The organism is Ruegeria lacuscaerulensis (genome assembly GCF_013034745.1).
Taxonomy (GTDB): domain Bacteria; phylum Pseudomonadota; class Alphaproteobacteria; order Rhodobacterales; family Rhodobacteraceae; genus Ruegeria; species Ruegeria lacuscaerulensis_B.
Window position 1 is genome coordinate 163,199 of sequence record NZ_WQGP01000006.1, and the last position, 20,316, is coordinate 183,514.

19 protein-coding genes are annotated in these 20,316 nt (G+C 57.9%); 6 read left to right on the forward strand and 13 right to left on the reverse strand.

Annotated features, from left to right (window positions below; all coding sequences use genetic code 11):
• Positions 1 to 69 precede the first annotated feature (69 nt).
• The gene (locus tag GOV79_RS13470; protein ID WP_170771216.1) at positions 70 to 1,092 is read left to right on the forward strand and encodes an aspartate-semialdehyde dehydrogenase; all 1,023 of its coding nucleotides are present in this window, start codon (positions 70 to 72) and stop codon (positions 1,090 to 1,092) included.
• A gap of 72 nt (positions 1,093 to 1,164) precedes the next feature.
• Here GOV79_RS13470 and GOV79_RS13475 read toward each other — a convergent pair whose 3' ends face one another.
• From GOV79_RS13475 to GOV79_RS13530, 12 genes are all read right to left on the reverse strand, one after another.
• Complete coding sequence (locus tag GOV79_RS13475; RefSeq protein WP_170790165.1) at positions 1,165 to 1,857, reverse strand: imm11 family protein; 693 nt, start codon at positions 1,855 to 1,857, stop codon at positions 1,165 to 1,167.
• Positions 1,858 to 2,005: 148 nt separating this feature from the next.
• On the reverse strand, positions 2,006 to 2,458 hold the full coding sequence (locus tag GOV79_RS13480; RefSeq protein WP_170790166.1) for an SRPBCC family protein: 453 nt from the start codon (positions 2,456 to 2,458) through the stop codon (positions 2,006 to 2,008).
• 97 nt (positions 2,459 to 2,555) lie between these two features.
• On the reverse strand, positions 2,556 to 3,332 hold the full coding sequence (locus tag GOV79_RS13485; protein ID WP_170790167.1) for an XdhC family protein: 777 nt from the start codon (positions 3,330 to 3,332) through the stop codon (positions 2,556 to 2,558).
• A 12-nt stretch (positions 3,333 to 3,344) separates the two neighbouring features.
• On the reverse strand, positions 3,345 to 4,532 hold the full coding sequence (locus tag GOV79_RS13490) for a vWA domain-containing protein (protein ID WP_170790168.1): 1,188 nt from the start codon (positions 4,530 to 4,532) through the stop codon (positions 3,345 to 3,347).
• Positions 4,532 to 5,398, reverse strand: coding sequence for an AAA family ATPase (locus GOV79_RS13495; RefSeq protein WP_170790169.1), 867 nt, complete (start codon positions 5,396 to 5,398; stop codon positions 4,532 to 4,534). Before GOV79_RS13495 ends, GOV79_RS13490 begins: the two co-directional genes overlap by 1 nt.
• A 100-nt stretch (positions 5,399 to 5,498) precedes the next feature.
• Positions 5,499 to 7,916 carry an aerobic carbon-monoxide dehydrogenase large subunit gene (locus GOV79_RS13500; RefSeq protein WP_170786254.1) on the reverse strand — a complete coding sequence of 806 codons (2,418 nt, stop codon included), beginning with the start codon at positions 7,914 to 7,916 and terminating at the stop codon, positions 5,499 to 5,501.
• Positions 7,913 to 8,407 carry a (2Fe-2S)-binding protein gene (locus GOV79_RS13505; RefSeq protein ID WP_170355562.1) on the reverse strand — a complete coding sequence of 165 codons (495 nt, stop codon included), beginning with the start codon at positions 8,405 to 8,407 and terminating at the stop codon, positions 7,913 to 7,915. The genes GOV79_RS13500 and GOV79_RS13505 overlap by 4 nt, the downstream gene beginning before the upstream one ends.
• A gap of 14 nt (positions 8,408 to 8,421) precedes the next feature.
• Positions 8,422 to 9,255, reverse strand: coding sequence for an FAD binding domain-containing protein (locus GOV79_RS13510; protein ID WP_170790170.1), 834 nt, complete (start codon positions 9,253 to 9,255; stop codon positions 8,422 to 8,424).
• Positions 9,256 to 9,395: 140 nt separating this feature from the next.
• Positions 9,396 to 10,481, reverse strand: coding sequence for an MHYT domain-containing protein (locus GOV79_RS13515; protein ID WP_170790295.1), 1,086 nt, complete (start codon positions 10,479 to 10,481; stop codon positions 9,396 to 9,398).
• A gap of 188 nt (positions 10,482 to 10,669) precedes the next feature.
• Positions 10,670 to 11,674, reverse strand: a complete 1,005-nt coding sequence (locus GOV79_RS13520; protein WP_170771241.1) for an ABC transporter substrate-binding protein — start codon at positions 11,672 to 11,674, stop codon at positions 10,670 to 10,672.
• Entirely contained in the window at positions 11,653 to 13,020 is a 1,368-nt protein-coding gene (locus GOV79_RS13525) for a sensor histidine kinase (protein ID WP_170790171.1), read from the reverse strand. Before GOV79_RS13525 ends, GOV79_RS13520 begins: the two co-directional genes overlap by 22 nt.
• Positions 13,010 to 13,678, reverse strand: coding sequence for a response regulator transcription factor (locus tag GOV79_RS13530; protein ID WP_170771245.1), 669 nt, complete (start codon positions 13,676 to 13,678; stop codon positions 13,010 to 13,012). The genes GOV79_RS13525 and GOV79_RS13530 overlap by 11 nt, the downstream gene beginning before the upstream one ends.
• Positions 13,679 to 13,786: 108 nt before the next feature.
• On the opposite strand from GOV79_RS13530, the gene GOV79_RS13535 reads away from it, so the two are divergent.
• The 5 genes from GOV79_RS13535 (at position 13,787) to GOV79_RS13555 (ending at position 18,776) form a co-directional block, all read left to right on the forward strand.
• A complete protein-coding gene (locus tag GOV79_RS13535; protein WP_170355568.1) occupies positions 13,787 to 14,767 on the forward strand; it encodes a Bug family tripartite tricarboxylate transporter substrate binding protein in 981 nt (326 codons plus the stop codon).
• 66 nt (positions 14,768 to 14,833) lie between these two features.
• Positions 14,834 to 15,316, forward strand: coding sequence for a tripartite tricarboxylate transporter TctB family protein (locus GOV79_RS13540; protein WP_170771248.1), 483 nt, complete (start codon positions 14,834 to 14,836; stop codon positions 15,314 to 15,316).
• A 1-nt stretch (position 15,317) separates the two neighbouring features.
• Complete coding sequence (locus tag GOV79_RS13545; RefSeq protein ID WP_170355570.1) at positions 15,318 to 16,829, forward strand: tripartite tricarboxylate transporter permease; 1,512 nt, start codon at positions 15,318 to 15,320, stop codon at positions 16,827 to 16,829.
• Positions 16,819 to 18,006, forward strand: a complete 1,188-nt coding sequence (locus GOV79_RS13550; RefSeq protein WP_170790172.1) for a CaiB/BaiF CoA transferase family protein — start codon at positions 16,819 to 16,821, stop codon at positions 18,004 to 18,006. Before GOV79_RS13545 ends, GOV79_RS13550 begins: the two co-directional genes overlap by 11 nt.
• On the forward strand, positions 18,003 to 18,776 hold the full coding sequence (locus tag GOV79_RS13555) for a citryl-CoA lyase (protein WP_170790173.1): 774 nt from the start codon (positions 18,003 to 18,005) through the stop codon (positions 18,774 to 18,776). Before GOV79_RS13550 ends, GOV79_RS13555 begins: the two co-directional genes overlap by 4 nt.
• Before the next feature lie 39 nt (positions 18,777 to 18,815).
• Here the strand turns inward: GOV79_RS13555 and GOV79_RS13560 are convergent, their stop codons facing one another.
• Positions 18,816 to 20,312, reverse strand: a complete 1,497-nt coding sequence (locus tag GOV79_RS13560) for a heme biosynthesis protein HemY (RefSeq protein ID WP_170790174.1) — start codon at positions 20,310 to 20,312, stop codon at positions 18,816 to 18,818.
• Positions 20,313 to 20,316: the final 4 nt, after the last annotated feature.

Below are 20,316 nucleotides of genomic sequence, written 5' to 3' on the forward strand. Positions count from 1 at the left end.
ACCCAAAAACCCTTTTTTCTTTGCCGCAACGCAGCTATGAACGCGCGTCCTTAACTTTGGAGACATGAAATGGGCTATCGCGTCGTTGTCGCCGGCGCCACGGGTAACGTGGGCCGCGAAATGCTGAACATTCTGGCGGAACGCCAGTTCCCCGTCGATGAACTTGCCGTGCTGGCAAGCCGTCGTTCGCTGGGCACCGAAGTAAGCTTTGGCGACAAGACACTAACCACCCAGGACATCGATACCTTCGACTTCACCGGCTGGGACATGGCGCTGTTCGCCATCGGCTCGGACGCAACCAAAGTCTACGCGCCCAAGGCGGCTGCGGCGGGTTGTGTGGTGATCGATAACTCGTCGCTCTATCGCTACGACCCCGACATTCCGCTGATCGTGCCGGAATGTAACCCGCAGGCGATCCACGACTATAAGAACAAGAACATCATCGCCAATCCCAACTGCTCGACCGCGCAGATGGTTGTCGCTCTGAAGCCGCTGCATGACCGCGCCAAGATCAAGCGCGTTGTCGTCTCGACTTATCAGTCGGTTTCAGGCGCGGGCAAAGAGGGCATGGATGAGCTGTGGGATCAGACCAAAGCGGTCTATAACCCCACAACCGAGGTGGAACCCAAGAAGTTCCAGAAGCAGATCGCCTTCAACGTCATCCCGCAGATCGACGTCTTCATGGAAGACGGCTCGACTAAGGAAGAATGGAAGATGGTGGTCGAGACCAAAAAGATCGTCGATCCGTCGATCAAGGTCACAGCCACCTGCGTCCGCGTTCCCGTGTTCGTCGGCCATTCCGAGGCCGTGAATATCGAGTTCGAGGAATTCCTGGACGAGGACGAAGCCCGCGACATCCTGCGCGAGGCCCCCGGCATCATGGTGATCGACAAGCGCGAACCCGGCGGCTACGTCTCGCCCATCGAATGCGCGGGTGACTTCGCCACCTTCATCAGCCGCATCCGTCAGGATTCGACAATCGAGAACGGCATCAACCTGTGGTGCGTGTCCGATAACCTGCGCAAAGGCGCAGCCCTGAATGCGGTGCAGATCGCTGAGTTGCTGGGCCGTGAGGTTCTGAAAAAGGGCTAAGGTCAGTCTGCTGTCACAGAGAAACCCCGCTGTCGATGCAGCGGGGTTTTTTGTTCCGACGCACCGTTTGTGTCACAGAACCCCAACAGGGCACCGGACTAAACCCCAACCGTCATCGACTCCGGCTGCCTTCAAAGCTGAGACGAGACGTTCAGAGAGGAACAGGAGTTCGGGAACTTTCGGATCGATCCAGATGTCGAGACCGCCCAGTGCCTCGGGGGAAACCACCAGTTTATGCTCCGACCCTTTTCTCGGGAGAAACCTTTTACCATATTTGTTGTTCAAAGGGGCTGTCAGATCCCCCTCGGGCCCCAGAGCTTCGTAGTTCCCCATCGACCGTTTGTTGCACACATTCAGGATGAAATACGGCTCGTCCGTGGTTGCATGGCCCGCCGGAGCCTGCAATCTGATCACGTGGAAATAGGTCTCGCCCAGATCGAACTGTTCCAGAACCGCTTTGGCCGAGTCCGACAGCACCGGCAGACCGCCTCCGTTCATGAAACTCAGTGCAGGATTGCCGTCCTGCGAACCATAGTACCAGACATCGCCAATTTCTTCTTCCGTCAGCACCTCGCCCTTAGGAACTTTCGCATAAGTTCGCTGGAGTAATTCGCTGTATTTTTCACCGATTTCTTTGGGCTGACCTGCGCGCCAATGCCGCTCATATTCCCTCCGCGTCATCGGAGTTACGCCGGACTTGTTGTTCCAAGTCGTAGAAATCCAGACATGGGAATCCCGCCCCGAAGGGTCACTTTCATCAATCATTTTCACCGCCAAATTGCTTAACTTTGCACATAAAACATCAAGCTAACTTAGCGACTTGCACCATGTGCGCAAAGAACAAAGCTTTTTGCGCGGGATCAATTCGCACAGTAAAATTCGGGCCAGTCCGGAAACCGACCCGAAAAAATGATCAGGACACAGCCTGTTCAGCCACGATCTCACCGAAGCGGGTGAAGAACTTGCCCGACAGCTTTTTGGCCGTTCCGGCAATCAGACGGCTGCCCAGCTGAGCGATCTTGCCGCCGACATCGACCTTGGCGGTATAGGCCAGAACTGTCTCGGCCCCATCCTCGGTCAGCGTGACCTCGGCACCGCCCTTGGCGAACCCGGCTGCACCGCCTTTGCCTTCTCCGGTCAGGGAAAACCCGCCCGGAGCGTTGGAGTTGTCCAAGGTGACCTGCCCGGCAAATTTCGCTTTGACCGGACCGATTTTCAGAACCACCTTGGCCTCAAGATCCTCGGGTGAATTCTGGATCAGCTCTTCGCAACCGGGAATGCACTCCTGCAAAATCTCGGGCGTATTCAGCGCCTTGTAGACCACGTCGCGCGGGGCGGTGATGCGGATTTCGTCACTCAGTTCCATTCATGTTTCCTTTGTTCAACAACACTTGGGAAAGACCAGAAGGGCGGTTTCGGTCGCCTGTTCCGGTGTTTGTTTCGGGCGCGCAGGCCACAGACTTTTAAGCCAGTTTTTCATCTTCAGTGACCTCCGTCGATTTATCCGTGTTCCGCCACATCACGATCTCGGCCAGGATCGACAGGGCAATTTCGTGTGGATCAATGGCATGAATGTCCAGCCCGGCTGGGGATTTCAGACGCGCCGCGCGGGCTGGGTCCAAACCCTGTCCAATCAGCTTTTCCGTGAGTGTTTCAGCTTTGCGGCGGCTGGCCACCATCGACACCCGCGCGGCTTGCGTGTTCAGCGCGGCCCCAAGGGCTGCGCCGTCTCCTTGACCTTGCGAGGCCACGACAACAAAGTCGCGCGCCTCGATACCCAAGTCTTCGACCGTCTCGGGCGTGCTGCTCGTCACCCGAAACCCAGCCAGCGTCCCGTGTTCGCCCAGCGCCTTGGCAATCAACGAGGTGCCAAAGATCACTAATCTTGGCGCGTGCTGATACGGTTCAACCAGCAAATCCACCGTCCCGCCCGAGGGGCAACCGCTTTTGAAGGTTTGCACGCCATCCGGGTCCGTCATATCGACCACCTTGTCCGAGGGTTTCACGCGGATCATCTGCGGCGCACCGCTGGCCAGCGCTTGTATCGCTGAACTGCGCACCGCGCGCTGCACACAGGCACCGCCCAGATGACCCAATATCCGCCCGTCGCGCGCAATCGCCGCCTTTCCCCCGGCCTTGGCCGAGGTTGCATCCGCTGTGCGCAGCACCGTGGCGACGCAGAAAGGCTCACCGGTTTGGCGCAGGGTTTCGATCGTGTCGAATATGTCGAAATTTGCCATATCAGACTCCTTTCACAACTTGCGAAACTGCGGCTCAAGCGCTGCCAGCGCCTCGAGCGTGTTGGCAGGCAAATGCGCGTCCAAATGGGGTTCCGCTGCCTGCATCGCCGCTGCGATGGGTTGGTAGTCTTTCCATCCCTTCAGCGGATTCAGCCAAACGATCCGCCGGACCTTGCGCCGTATGCGCGCCAGGACTGCGCCCAGCGCTTGCGGGTCGGAACTGCAATAGCCGTCTGACAGGATCAGCACGATGGTCCGCCCGTTCAAAGCACGCGCGCCATAGCCGTTCAGAAAGCTCTCTAGGCTCCCTGAAATGTCGGTGCCGCCGCCAAACCCCTCAGCCATCAAGGACAACCGCCCAGCCGCGCGGATAGAGTCGTGATCGCGCAAAGCGTCTGTGACCCGCATCAGGCGCGTGTGGAACAGATAAGCATCCGCTTCGGTCCCACTGCCAATCAGGCCTTTGAGAAAGGCCAGAAACACCCGCGAATACACAGTCATCGACCCGCTGACATCACACAGCGCCACGATCCGCATAGGACGCGGCGGTTTCGCCCGTCGGTACAGGTCCATCGGCTCACCCCCACGCGCCAGGCTGGCGCGCTGGATCCGTCTCATGTCCAGTGCTGGCCCGCGCAATGCCCGTTTCCGCCGACGCGAGCGTCGATCCCGAATGGCGCGTGCCAAAGTCATTGCAGCCTTTTCGGCCTCCATCAGAGCCTGTTCATCCATCAGCTCCCGCAAATCCCTGCGCGATAGATTGGTGGTGCGCGTTGCGACGAGCTGGCCGTCTTTGCCTTCTGCTTCACCGTCACCCGAATCCGGCGACCCATCCTGATCCGAGCCATTTCCGGCCTCGGTTTCCGTTTGCGTTTCCTGCTGCCAGATCATCGGTTTTGCCGACTGCACCCGCACATGGCTGGTTTCCGCCACACCGCCCCGCTGTTTGCCGGTGTTGAACCAATAGGCATCAAACAGATCGTCGAACCGACGCCAATCCTCAGCATCCCCCGTCAACAAAACGCACAGAGCCTGCCTTGCCTGCCGCGCATCCGTCGCGCGTACCGCGGTCAAGGCGGCCAATGCATCGCCTGTCTCAGCCGGACCAACCCGCAATCCGTTCGATCGCAAATGCGTAATGAAGCCAGACATCCGATCTGCCAACCCATCGGCCCGAGAAGGAAACCGCGTGACCTGCATCACGCTACCTTCCCGATCAACCGGTCCATCACCTCGGGCGGGGCGGCGTCATAGTCGACGGCGGTTTTCAACAAGCACACAAGCGTTGCCTGCACAGCGTCGCGCGATTGCGCCATGTCGTTGACGCCCAAACCTGACAGCGCCGCAGCCCAATCCAACATCTCTGCAATGCCCGGCGTCTTTTCCAAATCTTCCTTGCGCAACGCCTGTACGACCTCAATGATCTGCCGCGCCAGCACGCCTTCGACCTCGGGCATCCGCGCCCGAAGGATCGCCATTTCAACCTCTTTCGAGGGGTAATCAAGGAAACTGTAAAGACACCGCCGCCGCAAAGCATCTGACAAATCCCGTGTCCCATTGGCGGTCAGGATCACAATGGGCCGAGTCTTTGCCACGACCGTCCCAAGCTCAGGGATGGTGATTTGAAAGTCAGACAGGATTTCCAGCAAATATGCTTCGAATTCCTCATCAGCCCGATCAATCTCATCAATCAACAAAACCGGAGGAGCATCCTGTGAAATAGCCTCTAACAAAGGCCGTTTCAGCAAATACGTATCGGAAAACAACTGCGCCTCGCCAACCCCTCCCTGCGCGTCCGACGCTCGGATCGCCAACAGTTGCCGCTGATAGTTCCACTCATAAATCGCGTGGCTGGAATCCAGCCCTTCATAGCACTGCAACCGGATCAATCTGGCATCCCGCCAAGCCGCCATCGCCTTGGCCACCTCGGTTTTACCAACTCCTGCCGGCCCTTCCAGCAGCAAAGGTCGCCCCAGCGCCTGCGCCAAATGCAACGCCATCGCCAACCGATCATCAGCAACATAACCTTGCGCGGCCAATCCGTTCTGCACATCACTCAAAGTCAAAACCAGGATCCATTCTTCATCTGGCCAAAAATATCCCGGGGGTCCAAGGGGGCAGAGCCCCCTTGCTTAGTCGGACCGGCTCAGGCCGGTCCGAACCCATTCACCCGTGCATCCCCAACCCATTGGCGATCTTCCAGATCCGCCAATGATCATGCGGCATATGGCTCTGCACCAACCCAAAGGGCCGGAACGCATCATGCACCGCGTTCGAGAAACAGGGCACTCCACCAACATTCGGGCTTTCCCCAACACCCTTCGCGCCAATCGGATGGTGCGGGGACGGCGTCACCGTATAGTCGGTGATATAGTTCGGCGTCTCCCACGCGGTCGGCAGGAAGAAATCCATCAGCGTGCCAGTCTTAACGTTACCCATCTCGTCGTAGGCAATCTCTTGACCCATCGCGATGGCCAACGCTTCGGTCACGCCACCATGAACTTGTCCGTCGATGATCATCGGGTTGATCCGCGTGCCGCAATCGTCCAGCGCGTAGAACTTGCGAACATCCCATTCGCCGGTATCCACATCGATCTCCATGACGCAGATATAGGCCCCGAACGGATAGGTCATGTTCGGCGGGTCATAGTAGCTCACAGCCTCAAGACCTGGCTCCAAGCCAGGGATCGCCTGATTATAGGCAGCAAAGGCGATTTCCTTCATGGTCTTGAACCGCTCGGGCGCACCTTTGACCGCAAACCGGTCCACATCCCATTCAACATCGTCGTCGTGGACCTCCAGCAGATAGGCCGCAATCATCTGCGCCTTGGCACGGATTTTGCGCGCGGCCATTGCCGTTGCCGCACCTGCAACAGGCGTCGATCGAGACCCGTAAGTTCCCAGACCATACGGAGCGGTGTCGGTATCGCCTTCCTCCAGCGTGATGTCATCGGCAGGCAACCCGATCTCACTGGCAATGATCTGCGCAAAGGTCGTCGCGTGACCCTGACCCTGAGAGATTGTCCCCAGCCGAGCAATAGCGGACCCGGTCGGGTGGATGCGGATTTCGCAACTGTCGAACATGCCAAGCCCGAGGATATCGCAGTTCTTCACCGGTCCGGCCCCAACGATTTCCGTGAAATGCGTCAGACCAATGCCCAGCAGTTTGCGAGTCTTACCGGCTTTGAACTCCTCAACCCGCTGCGCCTGTTCGGCCCGCAGACCTTCGTAATCCACCGCTTTCAGCGCCTTGTCCCAAGCGGTGTGATAGTCGCCCGAGTCATATTCCCAGCCCAGTGCGGACTGATAGGGGAACTGATCGGCCTTGATGAAGTTGATCCGGCGCAGCTCGGCCGCGTCCATGTTCAGCTTGATGGCCAGAACCTCGATCATCCGTTCGATGAAATAGGCCGCCTCGGTCACACGGAAGGAACAGCGATAGGCTACCCCGCCCGGAGCCTTGTTGGTATAAACCCCATCCACGGCCAGATAAGCGGTCGGTATGTCATAGGACCCGGTACAGATGTTCATGAACCCCGCCGGGAACTTGGTTGGATCGGCACAGGCGTCAAACCCGCCGTGATCCGCCGTCGTGTGACACCACAGACCAGTGATCTTACCGTCCTTCGTTGCCGCGATTTTGCCCTGCATCCAGTAGTCGCGGGCAAAGGCGGTGGACATCAGATTCTCCATCCGGTCCTCGACCCACTTCACCGGCTTGCCGGTCACGATGGACGCCACGACCGAACAGACATAGCCCGCATAGGCCCCAACTTTGTTACCAAAGCCACCACCGATATCGGGGCTGATCACGCGAATATTGTGCTCGGCAATGCCCGAGATCAGCGACACCACCGTACGGATCGCGTGCGGGGCTTGGAACGTACCGTAGAGAGTCAGCTTGCCGGTCACCTTGTCCATGCTGGCCACGGACCCGCAGGTCTCAAGCGGACACGGATGGGTCCGGTGGTAATAGACCATCTCTTCAGCCACCACATCGGCCTCGGCCAGAATAGCCTCGGTCGCGTCTTTGTCGCCCTGTTCCCAGGTGAAGATGTGGTTGTGATGCTTGCGCGGCCCGTGCGCACCTTCGGTCTGACCCTCAAGGTCTTCACGCAGGACCACATCGGATTTCAGCGCTTCGAACGGGTCGGTCAGAACAGGAAGTTCCTCGTATTCAACCTCGACCAGTTCCGCAGCATCCGCCGCGATATAGCGATCCTCGGCCACAACGAAAGCGACCTCCTGACCTTGGAACAGCACTTTGCCATCGGCCAGCACCATCTGTTTATCGCCTGCCAGTGTCGGCATCCAATGTAGGCCCAGCGGAGACAAGTCTTCGGCAGTCAGAACAGCGATCACGCCGGGCAGCGCCAGCGCCGCCTCTTTGTTCACGCTGACAACGCGGGCATGTGCGTAGGGGGAGCGCACAAAGTCGCCGAACAGCATGCCATCCAGCTTGATGTCGTCGACGTAATTGCCCTTGCCTTGGGTAAAGCGCACATCCTCGACGCGTTTGCGCGAGCTGCCCATCCCTTTGAGGTTGGCGGCGCGTTCTTCGGGGGTCAGAGTTTGATCGTTCATTCCGCGGCCTCCTTCTGAGCGTTCAGCATGTCAGCCGAGGCCGAGATCGCCTTGACGATGTTCTGGTAGCCGGTGCAGCGGCAGAGGTTCCCAGCCATACCGAAACGAATTTCTTCCTCGGTCGGGTTTGGGTTTTCCTGCAGCAGGCGATGGGCGCGGGTGATCATGCCCGGCGTGCAGAAACCGCATTGCAGGCCATGATGTTCGCGGAACATCTCCTGCAATACACCAAGGCTGCCGTCATCATTGGTGAGGCCTTCGACCGTGGTGATATCGGCGCCGTTCACCTGCGCCACGAAGGTGGTGCAGGACTTGACAGACTTGCCATCGATATCAACGGTGCAAGCGCCGCAGTGGCTGGTTTCGCACCCGATATGGGGGCCTGTGATTTTCAGATCTTCCCGCAGGAAGTGGATCAACAGCGTGCGTGGCTCGGCCAGACCTTCGACCTCTTTGCCGTTCACGGTGAGTTTGACGTGCATTTTTGACATGGGTTCTCCTCCCCTCAACCCGCGCGGCTTTGTGCGCGGTCGATGGCGCGGCGCAGCATGACGCCTGCCACATGTTTCTTGAACTCGACGGGGCCACGATTGTCGGCAACCGGATCAATCGCATCCAACATGGCAGCAACGCAGCCATTCACATCACCGTCCGCCAGCGCAGCGCTTGCGCCTTCGGACCACACAGGTGTGTCAGCCAGATTGGTCATCGCGACCGAGGCCGTTCCGTTACCCACCATCACAGCAGCCGCAGCCGTGGCATAGTCGCCAATCTTGCGCTTTTGCTTTTCATACGCCTGACCGACTCCCGCGCTGGGCACCGGGATCGAGATACGAGTCAGGATTTCCTCATCCTCGCGGGCGGTGAAATACGCGGCCTCGTAAAACTCACGCGCGGCGACGCTGCGATTGCCATCGGGACCGGACAGATCAAATGTGGCGTTCAGGCATTGCATCAACCCCGGCATGTCATTGCCCGGATCCCCATTGGCCACATTGCCACCGACGGTGCCCACATAGCGCACCTGCGGATCAGCGATCTGCAAAGCCGCCTCGCGGATCAGCGGAATGGCAGCGGCCAGACCGTCATGCGTGATCAACTCGTGCTGCGTGACCATCGCACCCAAGGTCACGGTGTCGGCGCCGACCTCAATGCCCTTGAGTTCTTCAATGGCCTGAAGATCGACCAGATGGCCCATCTCGGCCATGCGCAGCTTCATCATCGGGATCAGGCTGTGCCCGCCCGCGATCACGCGCGCCTCGTCTCCGTGTTCTTGTAGAATGCCGATGGCCGAGGCGATGTCGCCTGGCCGGTGATACTCAAAACCGGCTGGTATCATAATTTTCCTCCCTGGGTCCGAAGCAATATGCCTTGGGGTACCTGCACTCAGAAAAGAACGGTCACATCAGGGGTTCCAGCCAAGGGGAACGGGGCGCGTAGCTTGTTTCACGAAACGCGAATAGGCTGCACGAGTTGCGATCAGAGACCCAGTGCGTCGCGAATGTCGGACAGGCGCGACCGGCTGACCGGCACCTTGGTCAACGCATCCACACCGTCGAAATAACACGTGCCATTGTCCTTGTGACGTTCGAACCCCGAGACATGTTTGGGGTTCACCAGATAGCTGCGATGGGCACGCAAAAAGCCATCGGGGGTCAGGCGGGTTTCGGCCTCGGTTATGGACCAGGGGCAAAACAATTTCTCGGCCCCGATATAAAGAACGGTGTAATGCCCCTCGGCCCGGATTGCGGCGATCTCGGTCGGGGCGGCGAAAAAGGTCTGGCCCTCGCGCTCAAACGGGATGCCCGCCCGCAAAGTCGCGGGTTCGGGGTTGAGTGGAGCAGGCGCCGCAACTGCGGCAGGTTCAAGAAAGCTAACGCCAGTCAACAGGAATGCACCGCAGATCAAGAACACGGCCACCGTCACACCCATCGCCAGCACCTGATTGTTAAGCGCCGGACCGGCCCCCCCCGCGCTGTCGCTGGCCGTGAAATCCGTCAGGCCGGTGGCCACAAAATGCATGGTAAATACGGCCAAACCGAAACAGGCCGTTCCCAGCAAGATGTTACGCTGCGTGCGGTTGTCATAGGCCACCCAGATCGCCACGACCGACAGCACGACCGAGGCCAGCGTCGACAACAGCACGTCCCACGCGTTGTAGACCGGGCGACACAGTTCCATCCCAGCCATTCCGATATAGTGCATCACCACGATGCCCAGCCCGACGATCACGCCTGCGCCAATGATCGTCTGCACCGAACGTGGCCGGAAATGCAACAACAGTAGCGCCAGCCCGACCATCAGGATCGCCACAAGGGCCGAGATCAGCGTGATCAGCGCGTCATAGTAGAACAGGATTGGCAGTTGCAGCCCCAGCATGGCCACGAAATGCATCGACCAGATGCCGCCGCCCAGAACCACCGCTGCCAGCGCCACTATGATCTTGCGCTTCTGGTCGTCCAGCTTGGACGCGCCATGGGTCAGGTAAAGGCCGGTAAAGCCTGCCATCAGCGCCACGGCCAGTGAGGCCGCCACAAGCCAGGCGTTATGCGAATAGTCCAGCATCTTGGTCTGCACGCCCTCCCCGACGCGAGGGCGACGTTAGCAAACGGATTTGATTGGGACAATTGGCTGTAGACGGCGAATATCAGTTTACTGGTCCACTATTGTGGCCATCTCTGTATAGGTTGGGTTTCGCTGACCGCCCCGACACTGAACCAATCGCTACCGACGTAAAGCTAGTGGTCCTTTTGCTATTGAATGACCGCGTTTTCCCACGCTGACAGGAACTTTTTTCGCTTTAGGTCATCCAAAAATGTCAGCAGTGACGGGTTTAATCCTATTGTTTCTCGGTCTGTTGCGCCGTTCTGCAACACCAGTGGAGGAAGCGAAGACGGGCTGTCCTGTGCTACTGGCTTTTCAGTAATCAAGTAGTTGATAAACGCTTCGGCTGCGTCCGGCTCCTGTGTTTCTTCAGACACTAACGCTGTCCGCATCATCGTTGTTTGAAAATCTGTCGGAAAAATCACTTCAAGCGCATCCTTGCGCTCGGCGCGGACAGCTGCGTAACTTCCAAGGACATTATAGGCTACCAGAATTTTTCCATCTGCCAGATCGTTTATCATTTCTCCCGAACAGCAATACAGTCGCACATCAAGACCACCCATGACCTCCATTAGCCGCCAATAGGTTTCCGAGGCGCGCGCATCTTGCGTAGCGAAAAGATAACCCAACCCGGATTCACGTACATCGTATGTGCCAACCTTGCCGCGAAATTCCTCCGGTCGCTCGCGCAGCGCCTCGATCAAACTCTGCCGGGTGTGCGGAATGTCCTGACCTTCAAACGCTTCGCGATTGATGACGATAGCAGCAGGTTCGGTCGTGAATGCAAACAAGCTTTGGTGCCACTGCGTCCAGTGCGGAGCCTCGATATCCTTAAGCGCCAGCGCAAAGCCATCATTCGCCAACTTCAGTTGCAGATCCATTGCGCTGGATACCACAATGTCGAAAGCGTCCGGCGACGCGCGAACGCGTCGGTCGATATCCGCCGTGCCCGAAACGAAGTATTCGACACTTATTGAGGGATTGCGCGCAACAAAGCCTTCTATCAATGGCGCGAAGAGAACTGTGTCAGTGCTCGAGATGATACGTAGGTGCGCGCCTTCTGCGCCATCATTGAAAACCAACTGGTCTTCCCAATCCTGCGCCCAAAGAAAACAGGGGAACGCAAGAAAAACTAAAGTGACAAGACTACGCATGCTCCCCCCGTGGGCTTATTATTCAAAACCAAGGTTCCGCCATGGGCCGTCGCCACATCCTGGGCAATGGTCAAACCCAAACCTGATCCAATCGTCCCAGCTGCATTCTTGCCGCGTTCGAACCTGCGCGTCAGCTGTTCAATCTCTTCTGCTGGAAAGCCCGGGCCCGAGTCGCTCACTTTGACTGCAACATCAGGTGTGGCGGTAACTTCGATATCGACCACGCTGTCAGCAGGCGCGTATTTTAGTGCATTGTCGATCATGTTGCGGACTGCATTCTGAATCAGAATGGGGTCGCCGGAATAGAGAACCTCAGTATCGCCTCTCAGAGAAAGCGAAAGTTCCTTCATTTCCGCAATCGGCGTCAAACGCTGCACAAGTTCCCGGATCAGTTCAACTAAATCGACATCTTCCCTCTCAAGATGATCGGCGCGGAAGGTGATCATGGCATGATCCAATAACTGTCCCGCAGCGCGCGAACTTTCATCTATCGCCCGAACCATCGCACGGAGTGCCTCTCGGTTTTCTTTCTTTTCAACTCTATGCAGAGTTGCCTCGGCATAGGACCGTACAGTCGCCAGCGGCGTGCGGACACGGTGGGCCGCTTCGGCAATAAAATCCTCTGACTGGCTGAGCGATTGATCCAAGCGCCCCATCAGTGAGTTCAGGGACAAGACAAGCGGCGCCATTTCCCGGGGCACCGGCTTCTTGAAGGGACTCAAATCCTGCGGCCCCCGTCTTGTGACCGAGGTTGTCAGTCGGTTTAGTTGGCCGATAGTGGTCGATGTGATCCAGAAAGAAAGCGCGGCAGTCAAAAGAAAGAAGCCAAGACCCAGAAATGCGGCATTGCGCGAAATCTGGTCCAAAGTCTGCGAAAGCGCATCCTGCGTCTGACCCAGCACGATTGCAATTTCCGTCTGCCTCCCTAACCCGACAAGCGTTCGACTTGCGCTGACCTGGCGAATGCGTTCCCCACGCAGTTCGCCCGACGTGAATAACCAATCACTTTGTCCGGACGCCCCTGCCAAAAGAAGATCTTCGTATCCCGATAAAAACGCACCGTCCTGATAAATGGCATAAAACACCCGGTCATCTGACGGGGTGGTCAACATCGAAAAGGCCGCGTAGGGAATATCCACTTCAAGCACCCCGTCCCTCAGCGCGGCGGCATCAAGAATTGATGTAACGGATGCTTCGAGGATGTTGTCCTGTCCCTGCTGCGCTACCTGAGCCGCATAGTTCCTGACTGCAAGGAACAACAAGACTGCCAGAACCGCCGCGCCACCAATCAAGGCCAGCACTAACCTGTTGCGCAGTGACCCGGAAACAGTTGGATTAGCGGTCATGATCCAGCCTGTATCCCAGACCGCGCAAGGTCGTTATCTTTAAGTCCGACTTTTCAAGATGTTTGCGGAGCCGCCCCACATAGACCTCGATCGCGTTGTCCGAAACGCTGTCGTCGTAAGAGAACAACCGGTCGGCCAGCTTCTGTTTCGAGAATACATGACCAGGCGCGCTGATGAATAACTCCATCATGCGCAGTTCCCGATTTCGCAGCGAAAGGGTTTCTCCGGCGACGGTCAAATGTCCGGCCACCGGATCAAACACGACACCGCCGATCTCGATCGTGGACTTCGCGCTGCCGGATTTACGCCGCAGAACCGCGCGACAACGGGCCTCAAGCTCGGCATGATCAAACGGTTTGGTCACGTAGTCATCCGCCCCCAGATCAAGTGAACCGATTCGGTCCGAAACCTGACTGCGCGCGGTTAAAACGATCACGGGTGTATCCAGTCGACTTGCCCGGTGCCGTTTCAGAAAGTCTCGCCCGTCCCCATCAGGAAGCATGATATCCAGCAGGATCAGGTCATATTCTTCGGTTTCGACAAAGGCGGTTGCGTCCTCCAAATTCGCTGCGTGATCAATGACATGACCGTCCAGTCGCATGCGCGAACTGACCGCGTTCGCGAGGTCCAGGTTGTCTTCGACAAGTAGAAATTTCATCAGGCTTTTTCAGTATTTTGCCGCGTGACAGGTTGATGTCAGGTTGGTGTGTTTTTGTTCCATCCAATCTGAGCCGCCATGCGGCCGGTTGTCAAACGGGAGGAAATCATGACAACGATTAAACTGGGCCGTCGCGCCCTAATCGCAGCTGTGGCCGCAATCGGCCTGACCGGCCCGACGTTGGCCGAAGATCAAGTCGTGGACAGCATCCACTTTCTGATCCCCGGTGGTGCCGGTGGCGGTTGGGACGGAACTGCCCGCGGCACGGGTGAAGCCCTTACGAATGCGGGTCTTGTTGGCACTGCATCCTATGAGAACATGTCAGGTGGCGGCGGCGGTAAGGCCATCGGCTTTTTGATTGAAAACGCTGACAGCAATCACGGTACTTTGATGGTGAACTCAACTCCCATCGTGATCCGTTCGCTGACCGGTGTTTTCCCGCATAACTTCCGCGACCTGACTCTGGTTTCAGGCACCATCGGTGACTATGCGGCGATCGTCGTAGGCAAAGACAGCCCGATCAACTCGATGGACGATCTGTTGGCAGCTTTTGACGCTGATCCCTCGGCCACAGCAATTGGTGGTGGCTCGGTACCGGGCGGCATGGATCACTTGGTTGCAGCCATGGTCATGGAAGCCGCTGGAAAAGACGCTCTGGGCGTGAAGTACATTCCGTATGACGCAGGCGGTAAAGCCATGGCGGCGCTTCTGTCCGGTGAAATCGCGGCTCTGTCGACCGGTTTCTCAGAAGCAGTTGACCTGTCGAACGCGGGCGAAGTCAAAATCATCGGTGTCACATCGGAAGAACGCGTCGACGCTGCTCCTGATGCGATGACCATGAAGGAACAGGGTATTGATACCACCTTCGTCAACTGGCGCGGTTTCTTCGCAGCACCCGGCCTGCCGGAAGACAAGCTGGCGGCATATCAAGACGCAATCGCCAAGATGTACGACACTCCTGAATGGGAAGAAGTTCGGGCGCGTAACGGTTGGGTCAACATCCACAACTCGGGAGCTGACTTCCAGACGTTCCTTGAGCAGCAGGAACAGCAGATCGGTGATCTGATGAAGAAGCTGGGCTTCCTCTAACTAAAAATCGGCAGAGCGGACCGCCGCTCTGCCTTCCCCAAATACAACAAAAAAGGAGGGGGCATCATGGCGTTGGATCGCTGGATCGCGCTCGTTCTGCTGGGTGTTTGTTTAACATATGGCTACGCCGCCTGGTTCACGATGGACGGTAGCCTCCCCCCCTTCATGCAAAGAAATCCCATCTGGCCAAGCACCTTCCCCAAAGTGCTGTCCATTCTGGGTATCATCACGACGACAATTATCCTGCTGGGCTTTGAAAAGTCCGAGATCAAGGAAGCCGACATCGATTATCGCCGGCTGGGTGATTATCATCTGGATCAGGCGCTGATGCTGCTGGCTTTGATGGTGATCTACGCTTTGTGCCTGCGTCCTGTTGGTTTCCTGATTTCCACATCGGCATTCCTGATCCTTGGCTCTTTTATTCTGGGTGAGCGCAAGTGGCACATCATGCTGCCTGTTGCCTTCATCGCTACTGGGGCCGTCTGGTATCTGGTTCAGGAAGTTCTTGGCATTTACATGCGCCCGCTGCCGGGCATTTTCGGAGGCTGATATGCTTGAAGGACTTCTGATCGGCCTGCAAACGGCATTCTCAATCCAAAACCTTCTGATGGTCATCGCTGGGTGTCTGATCGGCACATTCATCGGGATGTTGCCTGGTCTTGGACCGATGTCGATCATCGCCATCATGATCCCGGTTGCAATCTCGATGGGCGACCCATCCGCCGCACTGATCCTTTTGGCTGGGGTGTATTACGGAGCGATCTTTGGCGGTTCCACGTCATCCATCTTGCTGAACGCGCCGGGCGTCGCCGGTACGGTGGCCTCAAGTTTTGATGGCTATCCGATGGCCCGCCAAGGCAAGGCTGGGAAAGCACTGACAATCGCCGCAATCGCCAGTTTCGCAGGCGGTACGCTGGGTGCCGTCCTGCTTATGGTGTTTGCACCGGCTTTGTCTTCTGTTGCGCTGCTGTTCCACTCGGCCGAGTATTTCGCCCTTATGGTCGTTGGTCTTTCAGCCATCGCTGCCTTCGCCGGAAGCGGTCAAGTCGCCAAAGCTGTCATCATGACGGTACTGGGGCTGATCATGGCTACCGTTGGTGAGGGCGCGTTGTTCAACCTGCCTCGGTTCACCATGGGAATCATGGACCTGCAATCGGGCTTCGGCTTCATCACACTGGCCATGGCCATGTTTGCCTTGCCCGAAGCGCTGTTTCTGGTCCTGAAGCCAAAAGATCTTAAAGGTGATGATGGCGAGATCAAAGACCTGCGCATCACCAAGGAAGAAGCCAAGGCAATTGCACCAGTTGTGGGACGGCAGTCCGTACAAGGTTTCTTCATCGGCGTTCTTCCTGGCGCCGGTGCGACGATCGCCAGTTTCCTCGGCTACGCCGTTGAACGCAACATCGCTCCGAAAGAGGAACAAGAAGAATTTGGCAAAGGCTCGATCAAGGGTCTGGCAGCCCCGGAAACAGCAAACAACGCGGCCTGCACCGGATCATTTGTTCCACTGCTGACTTTGGGCATTCCAGGTTCCGGCACAACGGCGATCCTGCTGGGCGCGCTAATCGCTTTGAACGTGACACCCGGTCCGCGTCTGATGCTGGATGAGCCTCAGATCTTCTGGGCTGTGATCATGTCCATGTTTATCGGAAACCTTGTCCTGTTGATCCTGAACCTGCCGCTGATCCCCTACATCGCAAAGGTACTATCCGTTCCGCGCAACTACTTGATACCGTTCATTCTGTTCTTTACGTTGATGGGCGCTTACATCGGACAGAACAATGCAACGGAGCTGTTGATCCTTGTTGGGTTCGGCGTCTGTGCCACGGCTTTGAAATTTGCCGATTATCCGCTGGCCCCGCTTCTGATCGGGTTCATCCTTGGCGGAATGATGGAAGACAACTTTGCAAGGTCCATGCAGCTCTATGACGGAATCGGGTTTATCTGGGAACGCCCCATGACGCTGGGCCTGCTGGTCATCGCCGCGCTGTTGGTGCTGCTGCCCAGCTATCGCGCGCGCCGCGCACGGGCACGGGCTGCCGGTATCGCCGATGGCGACTGAGCCTCTGGCAGGAATACGGGTTCTTGACCTGACGAACGTTCTGGCGGGCCCGTATTGCTGCTATCAGCTTGCCCTGATGGGGGCCGAGGTGATCAAGGTCGAACGGCCTGAGGGCGGCGACCTTGCTCGGGTGTTGGGGGCAGACCCAGACCGCAACAAGGCCGGGATGGGCATCAGTTTTCTCGCCCAGAACGCGGATAAGAAATCCGTCACGCTGGATATGAAGCCCGCAAAGGGCAAAGACTTGCTGAAGAAGCTGGTTCAAACCACCGACGTGCTGGTCGAAAATTTCCGGCCCGGTGTAATGGACCGGCTTGGCCTTGGCTATGACATTCTGCGCGCTGAAAATGCCAACCTGATCTATTGTGCAATCAGCGGTTTTGGGCAGGACGGTCCTCGCAAAAAAGACCCGGCCTACGACCAAATCGTTCAGGGTATCAGCGGTGTCATGTCGATCACCGGAGCAGCCGATACAGCGCCCTATCGCGTCGGCTACCCGCTGGCCGATACCGTCGGGGGGCTAACAGCCGCTTTTGCGATCAGTGCAGCCCTGAACGCCAGACCACGCGGCACGTTTCTGGATATCGCAATGTCCGAGGCGGTGATCTCCACCATGGGCTGGGTGGTGTCGAACTACCTGATCGGGGATGTCACACCGGCAGCGCATGGCAACGAAAACACCACGTCCGCCCCGTCAGGAACCTTTGCCACTGCGGACAACCCGATCAATATCGCGGCCAATCGTGACGAACAATGGCAGGCGCTTGCTCGACACCTTGGACGGGAAGATTTGCTGGGCAACCCTGACTATGCCTCGCGTGAAGATCGCAAGAGGAACCGCCATACCCTAAGGGACGATCTTGAAGCCACGCTACGCACCCGACCCTCCCGGGAATGGGTTCGCGAGTTGAACGCGATTGGCGTTCCGACCGGGCAGGTGATGACCGTGCCCGAAGCGCTGGCCGACGAACAGCTTACAGGCCGCGGATTGATTGGATCTTTGCCGTCCCACAGCGAGGAGCTGAAACTGACCGGCAGCCCTGTTGTGATGGATGGTCAACGCAGAATGCCCCGGACCGCCCCGCCGGACTTGGGGGCAGATAATGCTGTGATCTGGTCTGAGCTTGGTCTGAGCCGTGACGAAATAAATGCGTTGACGAAGGAGGGGATCATATGAGCGATGTCGCTGACTGGTGGTCAACATCCATCATCGACATGGAACCCGGACGAATAGACCTGCGGGGCACACCTATTCAGGACCTTATCGGCAACCTTGGTTTCGCGGAAATGATCTGGTTCATGGTGCGCGGAGACAGGCCATCCGCCGCACAGTTGAAATTGTTCGAGGCCGCCTTGGTTGCTGCCGTGGATCACGGGCCACAAGCCCCTTCGATCGCTACGGCACGCATGGCAGTGACGTGCGGACTGCCGCTCAACAATGCCATAGCAAGCGCGGTGAACATGCTAGGGGACATCCACGGCGGTGCTGGCGAGCAAGCGGTGACCCTGTATCAGTTTGTCAATGCTCACCCATCCGCCGTTGGCACGGCGCTGGATGACTGGATTGCCGCGCAAGGGAAAATTCTGCCCGGATTCGGCCACCGCTTTCACACCCCAACGGATCCACGCGCACCACGTTTAATGAGCCTTGTGGACGAAGCGATTGAGGCAGGTGCCTGTGATGGGCGCTACAAATCTGTCGCGATCGACATCGAAGGCGAATTGGCGCAGCGCAAAGGCAAACCCGTTCCGATGAATATCGACGGAGCCACAGCGGTGATCTATGCCGAGCTTGGTTTTGACGCGCCATTGGCGCGTGGCCTGTTTTGCCTGTCCCGTTCTGTCGGCATTCTTGCACATGCGTGGGAACAGTCTCAGCAGGGTGGCCGAAACAAGGGACCGACCCCGCCAAAGTATCGCTGGACGTACTTGCCCAGCGACACGTAAGTGGCATCAAGGTTCTAAAGTGTCCGTTGATCCGAGTCCTCAGACCTTCTCTTCGATCGCAGGCTCGACATCGGGGCGCACGGGTTCGGCCTCCATTTCGATCACGTCGGGCGCAACTTCTTCTTCCGGCTCTTCAACCTCCGGCTCGACCTTGTCTTCAAGCGCGCCAACGATCAGGGGCAGCATGTGAACACCGGTCGCCGAGGCGATCTCGGGCGTTTGCGGGGTTTGCCAGCTCAGCGTGTCAAAGCTGTGGCAGTTCTGACAGACCGGCGCCCATTCGGGCTGGATATCATGGCAGTTGTCGCAGACCCATTGCGGCCCGCGCGGGGCGTTCAACGCTTTGGCCAGCCATCCCTGCACCACCGCGTCCGAGGCGCCCTCGCCCCGTTCAATCGCCGCCATCAGCGTATAGGCACGGGCATCGGCTTGTTTTTCGACCACATCGCCCAGCGCACGGCGAGCTTCGGGGAAATCCTCGGCCACGATATTCAACTCGGCCAGGATCAGGCGCGTTTCAGGGTTTTCCGGGTGGATACGGGTCAGGGCGGCGAACCGCTTGATCCGCGCATCCGGCGTTTCATCCGGCGCGATTTCCGCAAAGGCATGGGCCAGATCGGGATGCGGCTGCACCTCCCACGCTTTTTTCAGGATCTTGGTCGCGGCGCGCGGCTTACCCTTTTCGATATAGGCCCGCGCGGCCATCGCAGCGGCAGGAACCAGATCAGGCGACAAGCGGTTGGCCTCGATCGCGTGTTCTTGCTGTTCGACCGTGGCACCTTCTTCCAGAATGCCCTTGGCTTCGGACAGAGCCAGCACTGCATCACGGCGTTTGAACACGTCACGCGGCAGATGACCAGCCTTGAGCTTGGCCGTTAGAGTCGAACGCGCGCCTGCCCAATCCTGCGACTTGGTTTGCAGCCCCAACAGGATGTCTTGTGTTTCGGCGTGGCGCGGTTTGATTGCCAGCGCCTTTTCGGCCAGCTTCCGGGCGGTATCGTCATCACCCTCGGCCAGTTTCTGCTTCAAGATACCACGCACGCCCACAAACCGGGTGGCGTTGTTCGTCACCAGTTTCTTATAGGTATCCGAGGCTTTCTTGGTGTCACCATTCATCTCGGCCGCCTGTGCCACCAGCAGATTGGTTAGTTCAGGCTTGTTCAGCAGTTTTTCCGCCTTGGCGGCTTTGGACATGGCAATCCGCCCCTCGCCCGAGGCCAGCGCCATAAGCCCATCGGCCAACGCCTGATAGCCGCGCTGCTCGCGGCTGCGGTCGAAATAACGCGACAGGGCCGTTTCATCACCGTTGAGAAATTTCAGCGTGGCGACCAGCAGGGTCAGCAATTTGAAGAAAAGCCAGATCGCAAGGACCAGCACACCCAGAGCAATGACCGATTGCAACGGCCCCAACGTGTATTCCGTGCCGCCAGCGGTGATCTGAATACCACCGCTGCTTTCCATCAGGAACCCGGCCCCAACGGCCAGCAGGCCGACAATGGCAACAAAAACTAGGATTTTTAACAGTGACCACAGCATGGCA